This window comes from Pseudomonas sp. NY15372, assembly GCF_048068215.1.
GTDB lineage: Bacteria > Pseudomonadota > Gammaproteobacteria > Pseudomonadales > Pseudomonadaceae > Aquipseudomonas > Aquipseudomonas guariconensis_A.
The window spans coordinates 78,240-97,611 of record NZ_JBLUPY010000001.1 but is presented as its reverse complement, the minus strand read 5'-3'; the positions used below and the strand labels follow the sequence as shown (position 1 = coordinate 97,611).

The window sequence follows — 19,372 nt, the reverse complement described above, 5'->3', positions numbered from 1 at the left end:
CCATGCCACCTCGATTCATTGCTGGGCACAGAGCTCGGCGGCGGTCTTGTCGGTCACGTTGGAGCGGTCGAAACCGAACGGGGCCACGGCCTTGAGGTGCTCTTCGCTGCCCAGCCAACGCTTGAGTTCGGCGTTGACCGCGTCGCGCAGGTCCTTGTCCTCAGGGCGGAACGCCAGGGCGCCGTAACCGGTGTGGGCCGGGTCGTCCTTGAAGTCGCCGATCGCCTCGACCTTCTCGCCGCCTTTCTTCGCCAGGCCCTTCATGGTCAGCTGAGTGCCCACCGCGGCATCGGCGCGCCCGGCGCGCACGGCCTGCAATTGGGCGGTGGTGTCTGGCACCTGGAGGATCTGCTCTTCCTTGACGCCTGAATCACGGGCATAGGCCAGGTTGACCGTGCCGGCCATGATCGCCAGCTTCACCTCGGGGTTCTTGGCGATGTCGGCGTAGCTGTGCAGGTTCTTCGGGTTGCCGGCGGCCACCAGCAGGGTGTCGGGCAAGGCGTACTGCGGGTCGGTGAAAATCACCTGCTTGCAGCGCGCCGGGGTGATGTACATGCCAGCGGCAATCACATCGAAGCGGCCTGCACGCAACCCTGGGATCAGCGACCCCCACTCGGTGAGCACGCCATCGACCTGCTTGATGCCCATCTTCTGGAAGATGATCTTGGCGATCTCCGGCGATTCGCCCGTGACCCGACCGTCGGTCTCGGTGAAGGCGAATGGCGTTTCGTTGGCGTAGCCGATACGAATGCGGCTGTTTTCCTTGATCGTGTCCAAGGTGGTGGCCTGGGCACTGGCAGCCAGGCCCAGGGCCGCACAGGCCATCAGCAGGCGCTTGAAGGGGGATACCGCGTTGGCGGAAGGAGGCTGGCTCATCAATGAATCTCCTGTTTTGTTATCAAACCGTCGGTGACGGCTGTGTGTATAGGAGGCAGTGGAGCAAAACAGCGAAGGCCGGATGTGTCGTTCGATCGGTGCACAGCCCGAGCGTTCCGGCGGGCCGACGATGCATTGTTCGGGTAACGGGTGTCGACCTTGGACCGGAGCATACAAAAGCCTAAACAGCGATGGCATTGCACTAGGACAATTGCCCGAAGATCCTGCACAGGCGATGCTGTGCGCAGTCCCGACCAGCGAAGCGATACCCATGGAAAACTGGAAGAAAGCCCTCGAGTCGGCACGCATCGGCGAGTCCAAGTACAAACTGCTGGTGCAGGCCATCACCGGGGAGATCGAACGCGGTGAACTGGTGCACGACCAGCGCCTGCCGCCCCAACGGCATGTCGCCGACGCGCTGGAGATCAGCGTGCAGACGGTGACCAATGCCTACAAGGAACTGGAGCGCCAGGGCCTGGTGCGCTGCGAGATCGGCCGCGGCAGTTTCGTCAGCCGACGCATGAGCGACCGGGTAGCCGACGACATCATCGACCTGCCCGAGCGCACCCTGGTGGATTTTTCCATCACGCGCATCCTGCACACCCAGGTGCACGAGCGGATCTGGCGCGAGACCTGCGCCGAACTCAGCGTGGAGGAAGAGCAGCCATGGATCCACGCCTACCGCCCCATCGCCGGCTTCGAGAGCCACCGCGAGGCAGCGGTGCGCTGGCTGGCAGGCCTGGGCATGACGGTAGAGCGCGACGACGTGTTGGTGACCAACGGCGCGGCCCATGCCATCTTCCTGGCCCTGGCCTCGCTGGCCGGCCCCGATGACGTGGTGCTCTGCGAAGGCCTGACCGACCACGGCGTGATCGGCAACTCCCAGGTGCTGGGGTTCACCCTCAAGGGCCTTGAAATGGACCGCGACGGCATCGACCCGGAGCATTTCGAGGATATCTGCAGCAACGAACGGGTCACCGCCCTGGTGTGCACGCCAAACCTCAACAACCCTACCACCAGCCTGATGCCCGACGCTCGCCGCCGGGAGATCGCCGCCATCGCCCGGCGCTTTGGCGTGCACATCATCGAGGACGATGTGTACGGGCCATTGCTGGGCGAGCGTCGTGCCCGGCCGATCAGCCACTATGCGCCGGAGCTGTCGTTCTATTGCACCAGCATGACCAAGTCGGTGCTCACCGGGCTGCGGGTCGGTTATCTGGCCATGCCCAAGCGCCTGGCGCTGCGCACCGAAAGCATCTTGCGGGTCAACAGCTGGATGGCCACGCCGCTGGTGGCGGAGATCGCCACACGCTGGATCAACGATGGCCGCGCGGCGCAGTTGGCCGAATTGCAGCGCAAGCTGATCAGTGGGCGGCAGGCGATGCTGCGCGAGCACCTGGGCGAGTACCTGCTGGGCAACCCGGCCCAGGCACTGGGCGCCTGGCTGGGGATCCCCGCGCACTGGGAGGTGGACAGCCTGGTGCGCGCCTTGCGTCGCCGACAGATCGCCGTGACCCCGCCGGAGCCGTTCCTGGTGCGCGGCACGCCGCGACCACGGGCAGTGCGGTTATGTGTAGGCGCCGAGTGTTCCGATGCCAAGATGCGCCAGGCGCTGGCCGACATGCATGAACTGTTCGAGCAATACCCGCAGATCCACGAGCTTTGACCCGGGGCCATCGCCGAATGCTTTCCTGGATTTCGATGTCAGCGCAGATCTAAAGTCATGCTCATCCTGTTTGCTGCGCGATAGCGCAGCCCGCAAGGGCTGGGCGATCTCTCATAGAACAACGCATAACTATTTGAGTTTGCAGGTCCTTTGTGGGAGCGGCGGTGCGGCGGTCCGACTTGTCCCGCGATTGGGCCGGGCCCGATATCATCGTCGCCTGGCAAGGGCTTCGCCCTTGATCGCGGGGCAAGCCCGCTCCCACAGGGTGTGGTTGGCGCTGCACCAGTGGGAGCCGGCTTGCCCACAACCATAGAATCTCCCACAGGGGGACCAGCGCTAACCTCTTGTTCTTTGCGCGACAGCGCAGCCCGAAGCGCTGGGTGGTCTTCCACAGGTGCCGCGACAGCGCTCCAAAAAAATGTCCAGCAAATTGACCTAGTACATTCATCACGACAATTTGCCGCTCTTAGACTCCGCCCAACACCCGGTCACTCGTTGGGATGCGGTCATGTCAGAGCTTTCGCTTCACGATATCCACCTTGCCCACCAGCGCATCCAGGGGCTCGTGCGTCGCACGCCGCTGGAGCATTCGCCGAGCCTGAGCCGTCTGGTCGGCGTGCCGGTCTACCTGAAACTCGAATCCCAGCAGCTCACCGGCAGCTTCAAGCTGCGCGGCGCGAGCAACGCCGTGGCCTGCCTGGACGACCAGCAACGGGCACGCGGCGTGGTCACCGCCTCCACCGGTAACCATGGCCGGGCGCTGGCCTTCGCTGCCTCGCAACTGGGCGTGCAAGCGACCGTCTACCTGTCGCAGCTGGTGCCGGCCAACAAGGTCCAGGCGATTCGCGACCTGGGCGCCGAGGTGTGCATCGCCGGCCTCTCCCAGGACGACGCTCAGCACGCCGCCCAGCGCCACGCCGAGGAACAGGGCGCCATGCTGGTGCCGCCCTTCGATCACCCGGCCGTCATCGCCGGCCAGGGCACCCTGGGCCTGGAAATCATCGAACAGTTGCCCGACGTCAGCCAAGTGCTGGTGCCGCTCTCCGGCGGCGGCCTGTTCGCCGGCGTGGCCCTGGCCCTCAAGAGCCTCAACCCGGCCATCACCACCCACGGCATCAGCATGCGCCGCGGTGCCGCCATGCACGCCAGCCTGCAGGCGGGGCACCCGGTCGAGGTACAGGAGCTGCCGACCCTGGCCGACTCGTTGGGCGGCGGCATCGGCCTGGACAACCGTCACACCTTCACCCTCACCCAACGCCTGCTCGACCAGCTGCATCTGCTCGAGGAAGCGTCCATCGCAGCGGGCCTGCGCCATGCCTACCACCAGGAACGCCAGGTGCTCGAAGGGGCCGGCGCGGTGGGTATCGCCGCCCTGCTCGACGGCCTGGTGCCTGCCCGCGGGCCGATCGTGGTGGTGATCAGCGGGCGCAATGTCGACACCGCCCAGCACCTGCGGGTGATGAACGGCGACCACGCCTGAGGTTTTCCCTTTTCGCTCACTGGAGGTTCACCGATGCCGGCCATCACCTTGCTCAACGAAGCCGACCTGCGAGACTGCATCACCCTCGACCGCGCCGCGGTCGACACCGTCGAGCAGGCCTTCGCCCTGCTGGCCACCGCCAACGTGGCCATGCCGCCGATCCTGCGCCTGGACGTGCCCGAGCACAACGGCGAGGTGGACGTGAAGACCGCCTACCTGCCGGGCATCGAGCGCTTCGCGATCAAGGTCAGCCCAGGCTTCTTCGACAACCCCAGCCTTGGCCTGCCCAGCCTCAACGGCATGATGATGCTGCTCTCGGCACGCACCGGCCTGCTCGACGCCCTGCTGCTGGACAACGGCTACCTCACCGCCGTTCGCACCGCGGCGGCGGGCGCGGTCGCGGCGCGCTGGCTGGCCCGCGAAGACAGCCGCTGCGTGGCCCTGATCGGCAGCGGCGAGCAGGCCCGCCTGCAACTGCAGGCGCTGCGCCTGGTACGGCCGATCGAGCGGGTGCAACTGTGGGCCCGCGACCCGGCCAAGGCCGCGGCGCTGGCCGATGAACTGGGCCGCGACGGCACGCTGCACGTGGTGCTGTGCGACAGCATCGACCAGGCCATGCAGGGCGTGGATATCGCCGTCACCTGCACGCCCAGCCGTGAACCGCTGATCCAGCCCCGGCACCTGCAACCGGGCCTGCACATTACCGCCATGGGCTCGGACGCCGAGCACAAGAACGAGATCGCCCCGCAGGTGCTGGCCCAGGTCGACCGCTATGTCGCCGACCGCCTCGGCCAGACCCGCGTGCTGGGCGAGCTGCACCACGCCTTGCGCGCCGGCGCTATCACCGACGAGGCCGCCTTGTGCGAACTCGGCCAGGTCATCGCCGGCCAGCACCCCGGCCGTACCGATGCCGGCCAGGTCACCCTGTGCGACCTCACCGGCACCGGCGCCCAGGACACCGCCATCGCCAACCTTGCCTTCGAGCGCGCACGCGCCGCAGGCAAGGGCCTGGCATTCGACAGTTGAACCTCCCCACCCCACTCATCAGAGGGCATTGCAATGTCTCAGTCAGTGGTCAACCTGCCGTTCAGTCGGCAAGAGTACGCCCAGCGTCTGGCCAAGACCCGCGCCGCCATGCAGGCGCAGGGCCTGGAGCTGTTGCTGGTCACCGATCCGTCGAACATGGCCTGGCTCACCGGCTATGACGGCTGGTCGTTCTACGTGCACCAGTGCGTGCTACTGGCGCTGGACGGCGAGCCGATCTGGTTCGGCCGCGGCCAGGACGCCAACGGCGCCAAGCGCACGGTGTTCATGAGCCACGACAACATCGTCGGCTACCCGGACATCTACGTGCAGTCGCGCGAACGCCACCCCATGGACTACCTGTGTCAGGAAGTGATCCTGGCCAAGGGCTGGGGCGCGCTGAACATCGGCGTGGAAATGGACAACTACTACTTCAGCGCCGCAGCCTACCAGGCCCTGTGCCGGCACCTGCCCCAGGCGACCTTCAGCGATGCCGCCGGGCTGGTCAACTGGCAACGGGCGGTGAAATCGCCGCAGGAAATCGAATACATGCGCATCGCCGCACGCATCGTCGAGAAGATGCATGGGCGCATCCTCGAGCGCATCGAGCCAGGCATGCGCAAGAACGAACTGGTGGCCGAGATCTACAGCAGCGGCATTCTCGGCGTGGACGGCCACGGCGGCGACTATCCCGCCATCGTGCCCCTGCTGCCGACCGGTGCCGACGCCAGCGCTCCGCACTTGACCTGGGACGACTCGCCCTTCACCCGCGGCGCCGGCACCTTCTTCGAGATCGCCGGCTGCTACAAACGCTACCACTGCCCGCTGTCGCGCACGGTGTACCTGGGCAAGCCGCCGCAGCACTTCCTCGACGGCGAAAAGGCCGTGGTCGAAGGCATCGCCGCCGGCCTGGAAGCCGCCCGCCCCGGCAATACCACCGGCGACATCGCCCGGGCCTTCTTCAAGGTGCTGGAGAAGTTCGGCATCCACAAGGACAGCCGCTGCGGCTACCCGATCGGTATCAGTTACCCGCCGGACTGGGGCGAGCGCACCATGAGCCTGCGCCCCAGCGACACCAGCGTGCTGCAACCGGGCATGACCTTCCACTTCATGCCGGGGCTGTGGATGGACGACTGGGGCCTCGAGATCACCGAAAGCATCCTGATCACCGAGACCGGGGTGCAGACCCTGTGCGACGTGCCGCGCCAGCTGTTCGTCAAGGACTAACGCCATGAATGCATTCACGGACACCGCCACCGAGGTGGCCAACCCGATCAGCAGCACCGTGGACTTCACCCGCGATGGCGTGCAGCACGGTTTCCTCAAGCTGCCCTACTCGCGCGACGACTCGGCCTGGGGCGCGGTGATGATTCCCATCACCGTGGTCAAGCACGGCGTAGGGCCCACTGCCCTGCTCACCGGCGGCAACCATGGCGATGAATACGAAGGCCCGGTGGCGCTGTGCAAGCTGGCCCAGCAGCTGCGCGCCGAAGCGGTTTCAGGCCGGGTGATCATCGTGCCGTTCATGAACACCCCGGCGTTCCATGCCGGCACCCGCACCTCGCCGATCGACCAGGGCAACCTCAACCGCAGCTTCCCGGGCAAGCCCGACGGCACGGTCACGCAGAAGATCGCCGATTACTTCCGGCGCACCCTGCTGCCCCTGGCCGACGTGGTGCTGGACATCCATTCCGGCGGTCGCACCCTGGACTTCCTGCCCTTCGCCGCCTGCCATGTGCTGCCCGACAAGGCCCAGCAGGCACGCTGCGAAGCGGGCATGCGGGCATTCGCCGCGCCCTACGCCATGCGCATGCTCGAACTCGACGCCCAGGCCATGTACGACACCGCCGCCGAGGCCCAGGGCAAGGTGTTCGTCACCACCGAACTGGGCGGTGGCGGCACCTCGACCGCACGCAGCGTCGCCTTGGCAGAGCGCGGCGTGCGCAACCTGCTGGTGCATGCCGGCATCCTCCAGGGCGAAATTTCGCCCGCCGAGTCGATCATGCTCGACATGCCCGATGGCGACTGCTTCATCGCCAGCGAGCACGACGGCCTGCTGGAGATGTGCCGCGACTTGGGCGAGCAGGTGCGCCAGGGCGAGGTGATCGCCCGCATCCATGACATCCGTCGCACCGGCAGCGCGCCGGTGGAATACCGCGCGCGCCGCGACGGCCTGCTGGCCGCCCGGCATTTCCCCGGGCTGGTGCAGTGCGGCGACACCCTGGCGGTGATCGCCGACGTGTTGGCCTAGCCGGAAGACGCAACGACAACAAGAGGTATGGGAGAACAGCTCATGTCAGACGAATACCCGTTCAAGCAACTGTGCCATGTGGACGGCCAATGGCTGCATAGCACCAGCGGCAACAGCATCGCCGTCCTCGACCCGGCCAACCGCCAGACCATCGGCCATGTACCGCTGCTCGACCACGAGCAGATCGTCGCCGCCGTGGACGCCGCCCAGCGTGCCTTTACGTCCTGGCGCAACCTGCGCCTGGAAGAACGTGCGACGCTGCTGCGCCGCTGGGGCGAACTGATCCTCGAACACCAGCAGACCCTGGCGCGCATCCTCAGCCAGGAGCAAGGCAAGCCCTTGGCCGAGGCGCGCGGTGAGATCGCCTATGCCGCCAGTTTCATCCCCTGGTTCGCCGAAGAGGCCCGCCGCCTGTACGGCCAGACCATCCCCAGCCATATCCCCGGCGCCGACCTTGGCACGGTGAAGGAGCCGGTAGGCGTGTGCGCGCTGCTCACGCCCTGGAACTTCCCCAGCGCCATGATCACCCGCAAGGCTGCCGCAGCCATGGCCGCCGGATGCACCGTGGTGGTCAAGCCGGCCCATGAGACGCCCTACTCGGCCCTGGCCCTGGCCCAACTGGCCGAGGACGCAGGCCTGCCGCCGGGGGTGTTCAACGTGGTCATCGGTGAGCCGCAGATGGCCATGGAAACGTTGGTGCGCGATCCGCGGGTGCGCTCGGTCAGCTTCACCGGCTCCACCCGGGTCGGCAAACTGGTGCTGCAGGCTGCGGCCCATGATGTGAAGAAGGTCGCCCTGGAGCTGGGCGGCAATGCGCCCTTCATCGTCTGTGCCGACGCCGACCTGGACCTGGCGGTGAAGGTCGCCGTCGCCGCCAAGTTCCAGACCTCCGGCCAGGACTGCTGCGCGGCCAACCGCATCATGGTCCAGCGCCCGCTGTACGAAGCCTTCCTCGGCCGCTTCGCCGAGGCGGTGCGGGCCCTGCGCGTGGGGCCGGCGATGGTCGATGGCCAGGAGACCTCGGCCGACGTCGGCCCGCTGATGCACCAGGGCGCCTTCGACGCCACGGTGGCACGGGTCGAGGATGCCATCGCCAAGGGCGCCCGCCGCCTGGTGGGAGGTGAAGCCCATGCCCTGGGCGGCTGGTTCTACCAGCCCACCGTGCTGGCGGACGTGACGCCGGCCATGCGCATCTACCAGGAAGAAAACTTCGCCCCCATCGCCGGGGTGATGCCCTTCGACACCCTGGAGCAGGCCATCGAGATGGCCAACGATACCGAGTACGGCCTGGCCGCCTACATCTGTTCCAACCGCCTGGACGTGGTGCAGCCGCTGATCCGTCGGCTGGACCACGCCATGGTCGCGGTCAACGGCGTGAAGTTCACCGGTCACCCCATCCCGTTCGGCGGCATGAAGGCTTCGGGCCTGGGCCGTGAAGGTGGCAACGAGGGCTTCGAGCCATTCGTCGAGACCAAATATTTCTGCGTGCACCACCAAGGTCAATTCTAAGGAGTGTTTGCCATGAACCCAGAATACAACCAGCTGTTCGAGCAAGACCGTGCCCACTTCATGCACCCATCCACCCACGCCCATGACCACGCCAGCGGCGCGCTCAAGGGGCGGATCATCACCGGTGCCGAGGGCATCCGCCTGCGCGACCACGAAGGCCGCGAGCTGATCGATGCCTTCGCCGGGCTGTACTGCGTGAACATCGGCTACGGCCGCACCGAAGTGGCCGACGCGATCCATCGCCAAGCCAAGGAGCTGGCGTACTACCACACCTATGTGGGCCACTCCACCGAGGCGATCATCGAGCTTTCCAGCCGTATCATCGACTGGGCACCTGTGGGCATGAAGAAGGTCTACTACGGCCTCTCCGGCTCCGACGCCAACGAGACCCAGGTCAAGCTGGTGCGCTACTACAACAACATCCTCGGGCGCCCGAACAAGAAGAAGATCATCTCCCGCGACCGTGGCTACCATGGCTCGGGCATCATGACCGGCAGCCTCACCGGCCTGCCCAGCTTCCACCAGCATTTCGACCTGCCGGTGGCGGGCGTCACCCACACCGTCTGCCCACACTGGTACCGCAAGGCCCCGGCTGGCATGGACGAGCAGGCCTTCGTGCGCTACTGCGCCGACGAACTGGAAAAGCTGATCCTCGCCGAAGGCCCCGACACCGTGGCCGCCTTCATCGGCGAGCCGTTGATGGGCACCGGCGGCATCATCGTCCCGCCCAAGGGCTACTGGGCGGCGATCCAGGCCGTGCTGGACCGCTACGACGTGCTGCTGATCGCCGACGAAGTGGTGTGCGCTTTCGGCCGCCTGGGCTCGAAGATGGGCAGCCAGCGCTATGGCATCCGACCGGACCTGATCACCACCGCCAAAGGCCTGACCAGCGCCTATGCGCCGCTGTCGGCGGTGATCGTCGGCGAGAAGGTATGGAACGTGATCGAGGAAGGCTCGCAGAAGGCCGGCCCCATGGGCCATGGCTGGACTTACTCCGGCCACCCGATCTGCGCTGCGGCGGCCCTGGCCAACCTGGACATCCTCGAGCGCGAGGACCTGACCGGCAACGCCGAGGTGGTTGGCGCCTACCTCAACCAGCGCATGCGCGAGACCTTCGAAGGCCACCCGCTGGTGGGCGAGGTACGCGGCGACGGCATGCTCTGCGCGGTGGAATTCATGGCCGATCGCGAAGCCCGCACCGCATTCGACCCGGCATTGAAGGTCGGCCCGCAGGTATCGGCGGCGTGCCTGGAGCGGGGCATGATCGCCCGTGCCATGCCCCATGGCGACATTCTCGGTTTCGCCCCACCGCTGGTGCTGGACAAGCAGGATGCCGAGCGCATCGTGGCCATCACCAAAGCGGCGGTGGATGAAGTGGCGGGGAACGTGTTGGGTTGAGGATGCTGGGGGGCGCTATGCGCCCCTTTCGCGGCACAAGGCCGCTCCTACAGGGGCTGTGTAGTGCTCACGGTGAGTGCGGGCTTGTCCCGCGATTGGCCCGGCTTTCCTTGGCAGAGAAACACGTGCCACACTCGGCCCAACAGCCCAGCCCTCGTTACCCAATAGAAAACCCATTGCCATGCCCGCAGGTTTCCCTGGTTTGCCCTCACTCAATGCGCTACGCGTGTTAGAAGTGGTGGCGCGTCACCTGAACTTTCGCCTCGCCGCCGAGGAACTTGGCGTGACCCAGGCTGCCGTTGCCCAGCAGGTACGTGGACTGGAGGCGAGCCTGCAAGTTCGCCTGTTCGACCGCCTGCCCCGCGGCCTAGGCCTGACCGATGCCGGGCGGGCCTACAGCGCGAGCGTTCGCAGCGCGCTGACAATGCTTGACGAGGCGACCCGGCTGCTGCGCCCAGAACCCTCACATCTCACCGTCAGCGTTACCCCGACCTTTGCCTCGAAATGGCTGATCCCCAAGCTGGGACACTTTGCCCAGACACATCCAGACATCGACCTGCGACTGCTGGCCACCGAACGGCTTTCACATTTCCATACCGATGGCGTCGATATCGCCGTGCGCTACGGCCAACCACCCTTCGAGGCTGGCCTGAACGCCGAGCTGTTGATGGAGCAGCGGATCGTCGCGGTGGCAAGCCCCGCCCTGCTGGCCGAACGCGGCATCCCCGATCGCTTCGAAGCGCTGCAAGGGTACGTTGCGCTTCACGATGCCCATGATTATTGGCCGCAGTTCATCGCCACCGTGTTTCCCGGCCACCCCGCAACGACAACCAAGCATGTACATTTCAACCAGACATCGCTGGCGATCGATGCTGCCGTTGCCAGGCAAGGCATTGCCCTTGCCAGCCAGGCGTTCGTCAAAGACGATCTCGCCACAGGCAGGCTGGTGCAGGTTTTCCCTCAGCACCTGCGGCTAGACAAAGCGTTCTACCTCGTATGGCCACGCAAGGCACAACAGCCTGCGGCCCTGGATATCGTCAGGCACTGGTTCAAAGCCCAGGTAGACAATAGCTAATCTACTGGCTCGGCAACGCTGGGCTGCCTCCCTGGATGCTTATGCGGCTGCTAGTGTGAAACCTTGCAACAGCGTGGTTTTCAATGCTCAGGAGGTAGCATGTCTGTAGAAAAAGTAGCGATCATCATCGCCGGCGGCAGTGGCATGGGTGCAGCCGCGGCACGTCGTCTCGCAGCCGATGGCTTCAAGGTCGGCATCCTTTCGTCTTCGGGCAAGGGCGAGGCGCTGGCTAACGAACTCGGCGGTATCGGCGTGACCGGCAGCAACCAGTCGGTGCAAGACCTGCAGCGGCTGGTCGATGCCGTCATCGAGCAATGGGGCCGCATCGATGTACTGGTCAACAGCGCCGGCCACGGTCCTCGCGCGCCCATCCTCGAGATCAGTGATGAAGAATGGCACAAAGGCATGGAGACCTACCTGCTCAATGTCATCCGCCCTGCACGCCTGGTGACGCCGATCATGCAGCGGCAAAAAGGCGGCGTGATCATCAACATCTCCACGGCCTGGGCCTTCGAACCCAGCGAACTGTTCCCCACTTCGGCGGTGTTCCGTTCTGGCCTGGCGGCGTTCAGCAAGATCTTCGCGGACAACTTCGCCGCCGACAATGTGCGCATCAACAACGTACTCCCCGGCTGGATCGACAGCCTGCCAGCCACCGATCAGCGTCGCGACAGCGTGCCGCTCAAGCGATACGGCACCAGCGAAGAAATCGCCGCGACCATTGCCTTCCTCGCCAGCGATGGCGCGGCCTACATCACCGGGCAGAACATCAGGGTCGATGGTGGGGTGACGCGTAGCATCTGATGCGGTCGTCTTGCGGGCTCGAACCTGTGCTTGGCGCTTTAAAGGCCGGCCCGCTGGTTGTTAACGCGCTTGGTCCGAAAAGGTTGCGATAAATGCATACCGAGACGGAGCCGGTCACTCCAAATTGGACACAGACCTTCCTGTGTTTGACTTGAGGTAAGCGACCATGGCTAACAATCAAGACAAGGGTAACCAAGGCGACACCAACACTGGCATGGGCAACAACACAGGCACAGGCCAACAAGGTGGCCAGGGCTCGGGAAGCGGCATGCCCAACCCGCAAAAAGGGGGGCAGCAATCGGACCGCAAGCCTGAGGACAAGATGAACAAGGACTGGGATCGCTCCCGGGAATCCGGAAGCCAGGGCGGCCAGGCTGGCCAGGGCAGAACCGACAAGCAGAACCCCTCCGACAGGGACCGCATGGGTGGGCAACAATCGCAAAGCGACACTCAGCAATGGGACAAGAACCGCTGATTGCCGATGAGCGGCGCCGGGGTGGGTAACTGCCCTGGCGCCTGCCGGGCCTTCTGAAAGAGGCCGCGTGGCAGTTGGCCAACGGCAGCGACGCCAAGTGGAAAAAGCGCTAGAACACGTTGCGTATACCGAGCAGCACAGCGAGATGGCCTGGGTAGAACCAGTAGCTCCATTGGGTGACCGGCATTACTCGCAAGGGCAGCTTGCACCAGAACAGCGCCAGCCCAAGTACGGGCGCAAACGCGGCGACCAGCAACGCCAGCATGGCGTAGGGCTCCAGCTGCACGGCACGTGCGAACAACCCGGTACGCGTATTGATGATGACGCACAGCGCAACGGGCACGAACGCAAAGAGCGCCGGGCGCTTTATCGCCAGCAACAAGGCCGAAGGCAGGAGCACGCCAAAGAAGCCATACATGAGCGGCTCGTTCAGCAAACCAGCGAGTGCTACCGCCGCGGCGGCCATCGCCAGGCTTTCGACGCTTCGGTGGTGCGCCCCCCAGGCCACCAGCAGGCCCAGGGCCAGGGTCACCAGCACATTGAACGTGTCCGAGGTGCCAATCAGGCGATACGGCACCTCTGAAAGCGCAGCGAACAGCACCAGCAGCGCCAGGTACCGGCCGTTGCTGCGGGTGAACAGCTCGCCTGGCCGAGTGCGCGAAACGTTGATCGCGATGGCCAGGCAGAACAAGGGGAACGAAAGCCGGCCAAGCACGAACAGGTCACTGAGCGTCGGCCAGGCCAGGCGCATGTGATCGAGCACCATGGTCAACAGGGCGATCCACTTGATCAGGTCCTGTCCAGCATGGCGTCCACTACTGGCGTTGGCTTCTCTGAGGTTCACGGCATACTCCTCGGGCTACCCACCGTCTGCGTACTGCATCAAGGGCTGTAACGAAGCGCCTCCTGGACGCTGCCCAACATCGGGTCGACGTCACAGTCAATTTCCGACACCGCTGTCGGCATTTCGCCAAGGCGTATTGACATCAATCCATGCCGCTAGAGAAGATCGCCGGGCCAGCCAGGCGATACAACACGCCTTGCAAATAGTTCCGCAAAACCCAAAAAAAAAAAACGACCAGACTGCTCACACGCAAGCATGGCGCTGGCCCCTATCCCTGCCTGAATACCCTTCCATAGGAAACAATCATGCGCAAAACAGCGACGATCATCGGTTTGCTGACGCTTTGCGGCTGCTCCACCCATACCGGACAGACCGGTGACATGATCGCCGACGCGGCCAAGGACGGAGACGTCTTAGGCGTGGGGATCATGAGCCTTGCGCTGCCTTTCGCGCTGATCATGGACGTCTTCACCTTGGGCAATACCCTGGACGAAGACGACATGGAAACGGTCGCAACGGCAGTCGAAGCCTCAGCCAACACTTACACTGCAAGCCAAGCCCAGGCAAGCGAAGCCATCACTCCCCATCAGCCCGCCGAGGCCAACACTTACTACACCCAGGCGCCGACGCCGGGGAGTCAAGATGCGCTCATTGCATCGCTCAAGGACCACGCCTTGCCACAGTGCGTTGAATACCGCGGCAATCGCTTCTACAACGTCTGCAACTTCGACATCGAGTTAACGTTCTGCATCAAGAACCCCGCGCCGTTCGACAAGGCACCGCTGACCGACGCAGGTGCTGCCTACGATTGTGCAAAGGATCAATACGGCTTGTGGACGATCGCTGCAGGCAAGGCTATGGCAGGAACATTCACCGGAGAAAGGGCGCTTTATAGCGCGTGCAGGCGCCCTTATTCACCCGTGAAAATCAAAGGAATCGCAGGCGGCCCAGACCAGTATGCATGCAAATAGCAGCTGCTGAAGTCGTGAGCGTTGTCACACCTCTGACCCCAAGGTCGCGACACTGCGCAGGATCAAACGCACCAGCATCGTCTGACGCGTCACCCCGGTCTTGGAGAAGATCGACCGTAGGTGCGCACGTGCCGTGTTGCTGCTGATGCCCAGCTCGATCGAGGCCTCGTCCTTGGTCAAGCCGTTGGCCAGCAACATGGCCAGGCTGGTTTCTGCCGGTGTCAAGTTGAACAGCGCGCTGACGATTTCCTTCGGCGCGCTGGAATGCCGCTCCGGGTCGCTGATGAAGATCACCACCGCCGGGCACTGCTTGCCTTCGCTCCATTCCAGCGGCGGTACCGAGCGCACGATGATGCCCAGGTCCGCGCGCTCGGAAGCACGCTTGACCCGCAGGGCTTCGACCACCGATGGGGTATTGCTCTTGTGCGAGAGCAGGGAGCGTTTGACCAGGCGGCGAAACTCCTGGGTCTCGCGGCTGCTGCCGACCACCAGCGAGCCCTGGACCAACCTGATGCCATCCTTGGCCTGGATCAGGTCATTGGCAACCTCGTTGGTCTGCAGCACATGGCCAGCCTCATCGAGCAGGATCGTGCCGACCTCGAGCTGGTCCACCGCCTCGGCATACAGGTTACGCTCGGTGGCGATGCGGTTGAGCTGGGTATGGATTTCGACCGAACGCTCGAGGTGCGGAATGAACTGCGCCAACAACGCCTTTTCGTCATCGCCGAAGCCAGGCGCGGTGCGGCTTCGGCTGATGCGGATCCGGCAATTGACGCCGTCGCACGTGGTGATGTCTGCGCCCAGGATATGGAACACGTCCAATGGCTCGAGAAAACTTTTGTAGAACTCCGAATTCAGCCAGTTGTTGTCGGTGATGAACTCCGAGTTGGTGACCACCTGGCGATTGGGCAGGTCGACGAATGGGTCGAGGGCGAAGAAGTACTGGTTGTAGGAGCTGGTGATCTGCGCCGTGGAGCCGGTGGTGTTGATCATCAGGCCGACATCCAGATGGCGTGGCAGGCGCAGCATGAACGTGACGTACTTGCTGCGCATCTGCACATTGAGCTGGTTGAGGAATGTGGCCCAGGGAATGGTCTCCCGTGGCCCCTGATAGAGTTTGCCGACTAGGTCACTGAACGACTCGACGCTGAGGTTGTGCATTGAAAAACCGCTTTTCTTGTTGACGTTGGCACGGTGTTGGAAGCACTGCCATCAGGCCTTGTGGCCGATCGCATGAGGCTCACCAGGCAGTGTACCCGCCCTGGCGAAGCTCAAGGCAACCTGACGGACGATGCCCGTCGCGGCGCCGGTCACGATTTATGGTCTCGTCGAAATGGCCCATCAGCCTCGCCTCGTCACGTCTCGTTGGACCCGTGAGAAAACATTCTCGGCAGCGATCGGAGGCCGGGCATCGGCCATTGGGACTATGGCCTGTGGCCCAGTTCTCGCGGGCAGCCAAGAAAAAGCCTTGGGCGTTATTTATACGAGGCGGCCTAGAACTTTTTCCTATTTATCGGTCTATCTGGATAGCCACGAAGCTCGGCAAATCACTTGCCAGCCGGCTACATCCCATTGTCCACCAGAGGTTGTCTTCGCTCATGAAATTCCATGTCCCACGGATAGTGCTGCTCGGCCTGTTCGCGTTCGCGGCAATGGGCTCGGCATCAGCAACGCAAATGAAGGCGTCCACCCCTGCGGCCACTCCTGAAGTCGCAGCCGTCCAGGCTCCGCGCGAGGCCGCCGGCAACCCCTGGGCCAACCTGGCCAGCACCGCCGACCTGCAATCGGCACCGCTGCTTGCCCATGACGACCGCTACTGGCACGACCACGATGGCCGCTGGCACGACCGCCGAGGTGACTGGCGCCGTGACCACTGGCGCCGCGAGCAGGCCCGCCGCGCCGCCGAGCGCCGTCGCGACTGGGAACGCCACCATTATCGCGCCATGCACCATCGCTACGACCGCGACTACCGCGATTACGATCGCCGCTACTATCGTCGCTGATATCCCCTCGTTTATCTGCGCCAAGCACCTTGGCGCCCCTGCAGACGTCTGGCACGACCTGGAGGCCTGCAGGGCAGTTCCAACGGGGCGCGTTGCTCCGATTCAGTCAACCGACAGCCAATTCACCAGGCCCTGGCGATGGCCACCCGCCGCGCCTGTGCTAGCGTTTCTGGATTGGGCGCACTTCGCCCGCCTGCCTGACGAGAATCGACCTTTCAACCGACTGATTACAGGTGAGCCATGGAGCTGAAGATCAATCAAAAGACCTACCAGGTCGATGCCGAAGCCGACACGCCGCTCTTGTGGGTGATCCGCGACGACCTGGGCCTGACCGGGACCAAGTACGGTTGCGGCCTGGCCCAGTGCGGCGCTTGTTCGGTACTGGTCGACGGCAGCGTGGTGCGCGCCTGTGTCACGCCGGTGGCGGGTGTGGTCGGTCGCGAGGTGACCACCATCGAGGCGATCGAAGCCGATGAGGTGGGCAAGCGTGTGGTCGCGGCCTGGGTCGAGCATCAAGTGGCCCAGTGCGGCTACTGTCAATCCGGCCAGGTGATGGCGGCGACCGCGTTGCTCAAGCACACACCCAAGCCCAGCGACGAGCAGATCGACGCGGCGATGGTCAACCTGTGCCGCTGCGGTACCTACAACGCCATCCATGCCGCCCTGCACGACCTGGCCCAAGGGGGTAAAGCCTGATGAAAGCGCCAATCGCTACCCCCGAAGATCTGCTGAACCTGAGCGCGGGCGAAACCGTCAACCTGTCGCGCCGGCGTTTTCTGGCCGGCACCGCGGTGGGCGCACTGGTCCTCGGCTTCGGCCTGCCGCTGGGCTCGGCCCGGGTGCAGGCAGCAGCGGCAACGACCCCGGAACGCGGCACCCAGGTACCGGCTTTCCTGGAGATCCGCCCAGACAACACCGTGCGCCTGCTCAGCCCATTCATGGAAGGTGGCCAGGGTACCTATACCTCCATGGCGCAGATCGTCGGCGAGGAACTGGACGCCGACCCGGCCACTTTCCTGGTCGACAGCGCGCCGCCCGGCGAGGCCTACGTGGTCATGGAGAACGGCATGCGCATCACCGGCGGCAGCATGTCGGTGCGCATGAGCTACCCAACCATGCGCCGCCTCGGCGCCCTCGCCCGCGCCATGCTGCTGCAGGCCGGTGCCGAGCATTTCGGCGTGCCGGTGGGCGAGCTGTCCACTGAGCCTGGCAAGGTCGTCCATGCGGCCTCCGGGCGCAGCGTCAGCTATGGCGAGCTGGCCGAGCGGGCCATGGACCTGCCCGTGCCGGACCCGGCCAGCATCCCCCTGCGCGACCCCAGCCAGTTCCGCTGGATCGGCAAGCCGGTCAAGCGCGTCGATGCCTACGACAAGTCCACCGGCAAGGCCCAGTACAGCATCGACACCAAGGTCGACGGCATGCTCCATGCTGCCGTGCAGCATGCACCTCGCCTGGGGATGACGGTCGCCAGCCTGCGCAACGAAGCCCAGGTCAAGGCCATGAAGGGGGTGCATTCGGTGCATCAACTGCCTGGCGCCGTGGCCGTGGTCGCCGAGCGCTGGTGGCACGCCAAGCAGGCTGTGCAGGCCCTGCAGGTCGACTGGCAGGAGCCGGGCCCGGGCTCGAACGTCCGGTCCATGCCCAAGGACTTTTCCAGCGACGCCTGGCGCGAACACCTGGCCGCCCAGCCCGGCCCTGGCCGCGACGATGAAAAGCAAGGGGACGTGGCCACCGCCCTGGCCGGCGCCAAGACCACCGTAGAGGCGACCTATCACAACCAGTACCTCAACCATGCCCAGATCGAACCGCCGTCGACGACCGCCCGGTTCAACCCGGACGGTTCCCTCGAGGTGTGGCTGCCCAACCAGGCACCGGATATGTTCCGCGACGACATCGCCAAACGTACCGGCCTGGACCCGGCGCGGATCACCCTGCACTCGCCACTGCTCGGCGGCTTCTTTGGCCGGCATTTTCTCTATGACTCGGCCAACCCCTACCCCCAGGCCATCGCACTGGCCAAGGCCGTCGGGCGCCCGGTGAAGGTGATCTGGACCCGCGAAGAAGAGTTCCTGCGCGATGTGCTGCGCCCAGTCGCCGTGGTCAAATTCCGGGCGGGGCTCGATGACAAAGGCTTGCCGGTCGCTCTCGAAGCCGTCAGCGCCACCGAGGGGCCGACCGAAGCTATCGCCGGCAAGCAAGGCGAGCAGCTCGACCCCACTGCCCTCGAAGGGTTGTCGGGCAAGGCCTATGCCATCGCCAACAAACGCATCGCCCAGGTCTACGTCAAAGGGCCGGCCATGCTGGGCTACTGGCGCTCGGTGGGCAACTCGCTCAACGACTTCTTCTACGAGGCGTTTCTGGACGAGCTGGCCGACAAAGGTGGCCAGGACCCCTTCGAGCTGCGCCTGCACCTGCTGCGCGACAACCCGCGCCTGACCACCTTGCTGCAGGCCGTTGGCGAGCTGTCCGGGGGCTGGAAGCGCGGCCCGTTCACCGCCGAGGACGGCAGCAAGCGCGCCCGCGGCGTGGCCATGGCCTCGCCGTTCGGCTCCGAGGCGGCGGTGATCGCGGAGGTGTCCATCGACAATGGCCAGGTCAAGGTGCATGACATCTGGCAGGCGATCGACCCGGGCAGCATCGTCAACCCGGCGATCATCGAGGCCCAGGTCAACGGTGCGGTAGCCCTGGGGCTGTCTCAGGTGCTGCTGGAGGAAGCGGTGTGGCAGGACGGCATGCCACGGGCACGTAACTTCGACATGTACCCGGTACTGCCCCCGTCGCGCATGGCCCGGGTGCATGTGCGCATCGTCGAGAGCGGGGCCAAGATGGGCGGCATCGGCGAGCCACCGTTGCCGGCGGTAGCGCCGGCGGTGGCCAATGCGGTGGCGCGGCTGACCGGCCAGCGGATTCGCAGCATGCCGCTGAGCCGCTACACGTTCAGCTGACACCACCGAAGCTCAGCGCCCTCGTGCAAAACAGCGGCCTGGCGCAGCCAGC

Annotated in this window: 17 protein-coding genes; 14 read left to right on the top strand and 3 right to left on the bottom strand. The window is 65.0% G+C overall.

Annotated elements, in window-relative coordinates; translation table 11 throughout:
- Window positions 1-15: 15 nt before the first annotated feature.
- Window positions 16-876: an ectoine/hydroxyectoine ABC transporter substrate-binding protein EhuB gene (gene ehuB / locus ACNFG0_RS00450; protein ID WP_196143278.1), complete on the bottom strand. Its 861-nt coding sequence runs from the start codon at window positions 874-876 to the stop codon at window positions 16-18.
- Between the two features lie 271 nt (window positions 877-1,147).
- Here ehuB and ACNFG0_RS00445 point away from each other — a divergent pair, with 271 nt between their 5' ends.
- The 10 genes from ACNFG0_RS00445 (at window position 1,148) to ACNFG0_RS00400 (ending at window position 12,557) form a co-directional block, all read left to right on the top strand.
- Entirely contained in the window at window positions 1,148-2,542 is a 1,395-nt protein-coding gene (locus ACNFG0_RS00445; RefSeq protein WP_416763865.1) for a PLP-dependent aminotransferase family protein, read from the top strand.
- A 508-nt stretch (window positions 2,543-3,050) separates the two neighbouring features.
- Complete coding sequence (eutB, locus tag ACNFG0_RS00440; RefSeq protein ID WP_416763747.1) at window positions 3,051-4,022, top strand: hydroxyectoine utilization dehydratase EutB; 972 nt, start codon at window positions 3,051-3,053, stop codon at window positions 4,020-4,022.
- A gap of 33 nt (window positions 4,023-4,055) precedes the next feature.
- Window positions 4,056-5,048 (top strand): ectoine utilization protein EutC, encoded by a 993-nt coding sequence (gene eutC, locus ACNFG0_RS00435; RefSeq protein ID WP_416763746.1) that lies wholly within the window; start codon window positions 4,056-4,058, stop codon window positions 5,046-5,048.
- 33 nt (window positions 5,049-5,081) lie between these two features.
- Window positions 5,082-6,272, top strand: a complete 1,191-nt coding sequence (gene doeA / locus ACNFG0_RS00430; RefSeq protein WP_196156644.1) for an ectoine hydrolase DoeA — start codon at window positions 5,082-5,084, stop codon at window positions 6,270-6,272.
- Window positions 6,273-6,276: 4 nt separating this feature from the next.
- The gene (gene doeB / locus ACNFG0_RS00425) at window positions 6,277-7,296 is read left to right on the top strand and encodes a N(2)-acetyl-L-2,4-diaminobutanoate deacetylase DoeB (protein WP_196143282.1); all 1,020 of its coding nucleotides are present in this window, start codon (window positions 6,277-6,279) and stop codon (window positions 7,294-7,296) included.
- Window positions 7,297-7,338: 42 nt separating this feature from the next.
- Entirely contained in the window at window positions 7,339-8,805 is a 1,467-nt protein-coding gene (locus ACNFG0_RS00420) for an NAD-dependent succinate-semialdehyde dehydrogenase (protein WP_416763745.1), read from the top strand.
- A gap of 12 nt (window positions 8,806-8,817) precedes the next feature.
- A complete protein-coding gene (locus ACNFG0_RS00415; protein WP_416763744.1) occupies window positions 8,818-10,203 on the top strand; it encodes an aspartate aminotransferase family protein in 1,386 nt (461 codons plus the stop codon).
- A 181-nt stretch (window positions 10,204-10,384) separates the two neighbouring features.
- A complete protein-coding gene (locus ACNFG0_RS00410; RefSeq protein ID WP_416763864.1) occupies window positions 10,385-11,278 on the top strand; it encodes a LysR substrate-binding domain-containing protein in 894 nt (297 codons plus the stop codon).
- Window positions 11,279-11,377: 99 nt separating this feature from the next.
- Window positions 11,378-12,082: an SDR family oxidoreductase gene (locus ACNFG0_RS00405; RefSeq protein WP_416763743.1), complete on the top strand. Its 705-nt coding sequence runs from the start codon at window positions 11,378-11,380 to the stop codon at window positions 12,080-12,082.
- A 166-nt stretch (window positions 12,083-12,248) separates the two neighbouring features.
- Complete coding sequence (locus ACNFG0_RS00400; RefSeq protein ID WP_196143287.1) at window positions 12,249-12,557, top strand: hypothetical protein; 309 nt, start codon at window positions 12,249-12,251, stop codon at window positions 12,555-12,557.
- Between the two features lie 109 nt (window positions 12,558-12,666).
- On the opposite strand, the gene ACNFG0_RS00395 is transcribed toward ACNFG0_RS00400, so the two are convergent.
- Window positions 12,667-13,401, bottom strand: a complete 735-nt coding sequence (locus tag ACNFG0_RS00395; RefSeq protein WP_416763742.1) for a TraX family protein — start codon at window positions 13,399-13,401, stop codon at window positions 12,667-12,669.
- A 305-nt stretch (window positions 13,402-13,706) separates the two neighbouring features.
- On the opposite strand from ACNFG0_RS00395, the gene ACNFG0_RS00390 reads away from it, so the two are divergent.
- Window positions 13,707-14,372: a hypothetical protein gene (locus tag ACNFG0_RS00390; protein WP_416763741.1), complete on the top strand. Its 666-nt coding sequence runs from the start codon at window positions 13,707-13,709 to the stop codon at window positions 14,370-14,372.
- A 24-nt stretch (window positions 14,373-14,396) separates the two neighbouring features.
- Here the strand turns inward: ACNFG0_RS00390 and ACNFG0_RS00385 are convergent, their stop codons facing one another.
- Entirely contained in the window at window positions 14,397-15,533 is a 1,137-nt protein-coding gene (locus tag ACNFG0_RS00385; protein WP_416763740.1) for a helix-turn-helix transcriptional regulator, read from the bottom strand.
- Window positions 15,534-15,970: 437 nt separating this feature from the next.
- On the opposite strand from ACNFG0_RS00385, the gene ACNFG0_RS00380 reads away from it, so the two are divergent.
- The 3 genes from ACNFG0_RS00380 to ACNFG0_RS00370 all read left to right on the top strand — a co-directional run bounded on the left by ACNFG0_RS00380 (window position 15,971) and on the right by ACNFG0_RS00370 (window position 19,320).
- Window positions 15,971-16,375: a hypothetical protein gene (locus ACNFG0_RS00380; protein ID WP_196143290.1), complete on the top strand. Its 405-nt coding sequence runs from the start codon at window positions 15,971-15,973 to the stop codon at window positions 16,373-16,375.
- Window positions 16,376-16,615: 240 nt separating this feature from the next.
- A complete protein-coding gene (locus ACNFG0_RS00375) occupies window positions 16,616-17,071 on the top strand; it encodes a (2Fe-2S)-binding protein (protein ID WP_196156651.1) in 456 nt (151 codons plus the stop codon).
- Entirely contained in the window at window positions 17,071-19,320 is a 2,250-nt protein-coding gene (locus ACNFG0_RS00370) for a molybdopterin cofactor-binding domain-containing protein (RefSeq protein WP_416763739.1), read from the top strand. The genes ACNFG0_RS00375 and ACNFG0_RS00370 overlap by 1 nt, the downstream gene beginning before the upstream one ends.
- Window positions 19,321-19,372: the final 52 nt, after the last annotated feature.

Bases quoted from the DNA above. Each gene is read 5' to 3' on its own strand.
- ehuB (WP_196143278.1), bottom strand. From the start codon at position 876: ATGAGCCAGCCTCCTTCCGCCAACGCGGTATCCCCCTTCAAGCGCCTG.
- ACNFG0_RS00445 (WP_416763865.1), top strand. From the start codon at position 1,148: ATGGAAAACTGGAAGAAAGCCCTCGAGTCGGCACGCATCGGCGAGTCC.
- eutB (WP_416763747.1), top strand. From the start codon at position 3,051: ATGTCAGAGCTTTCGCTTCACGATATCCACCTTGCCCACCAGCGCATC.
- eutC (WP_416763746.1), top strand. From the start codon at position 4,056: ATGCCGGCCATCACCTTGCTCAACGAAGCCGACCTGCGAGACTGCATC.
- doeA (WP_196156644.1), top strand. From the start codon at position 5,082: ATGTCTCAGTCAGTGGTCAACCTGCCGTTCAGTCGGCAAGAGTACGCC.
- doeB (WP_196143282.1), top strand. From the start codon at position 6,277: ATGAATGCATTCACGGACACCGCCACCGAGGTGGCCAACCCGATCAGC.
- ACNFG0_RS00420 (WP_416763745.1), top strand. From the start codon at position 7,339: ATGTCAGACGAATACCCGTTCAAGCAACTGTGCCATGTGGACGGCCAA.
- ACNFG0_RS00415 (WP_416763744.1), top strand. From the start codon at position 8,818: ATGAACCCAGAATACAACCAGCTGTTCGAGCAAGACCGTGCCCACTTC.
- ACNFG0_RS00410 (WP_416763864.1), top strand. From the start codon at position 10,385: ATGCCCGCAGGTTTCCCTGGTTTGCCCTCACTCAATGCGCTACGCGTG.
- ACNFG0_RS00405 (WP_416763743.1), top strand. From the start codon at position 11,378: ATGTCTGTAGAAAAAGTAGCGATCATCATCGCCGGCGGCAGTGGCATG.
- ACNFG0_RS00400 (WP_196143287.1), top strand. From the start codon at position 12,249: ATGGCTAACAATCAAGACAAGGGTAACCAAGGCGACACCAACACTGGC.
- ACNFG0_RS00390 (WP_416763741.1), top strand. From the start codon at position 13,707: ATGCGCAAAACAGCGACGATCATCGGTTTGCTGACGCTTTGCGGCTGC.
- ACNFG0_RS00385 (WP_416763740.1), bottom strand. From the start codon at position 15,533: ATGCACAACCTCAGCGTCGAGTCGTTCAGTGACCTAGTCGGCAAACTC.
- ACNFG0_RS00380 (WP_196143290.1), top strand. From the start codon at position 15,971: ATGAAATTCCATGTCCCACGGATAGTGCTGCTCGGCCTGTTCGCGTTC.
- ACNFG0_RS00375 (WP_196156651.1), top strand. From the start codon at position 16,616: ATGGAGCTGAAGATCAATCAAAAGACCTACCAGGTCGATGCCGAAGCC.
- ACNFG0_RS00370 (WP_416763739.1), top strand. From the start codon at position 17,071: ATGAAAGCGCCAATCGCTACCCCCGAAGATCTGCTGAACCTGAGCGCG.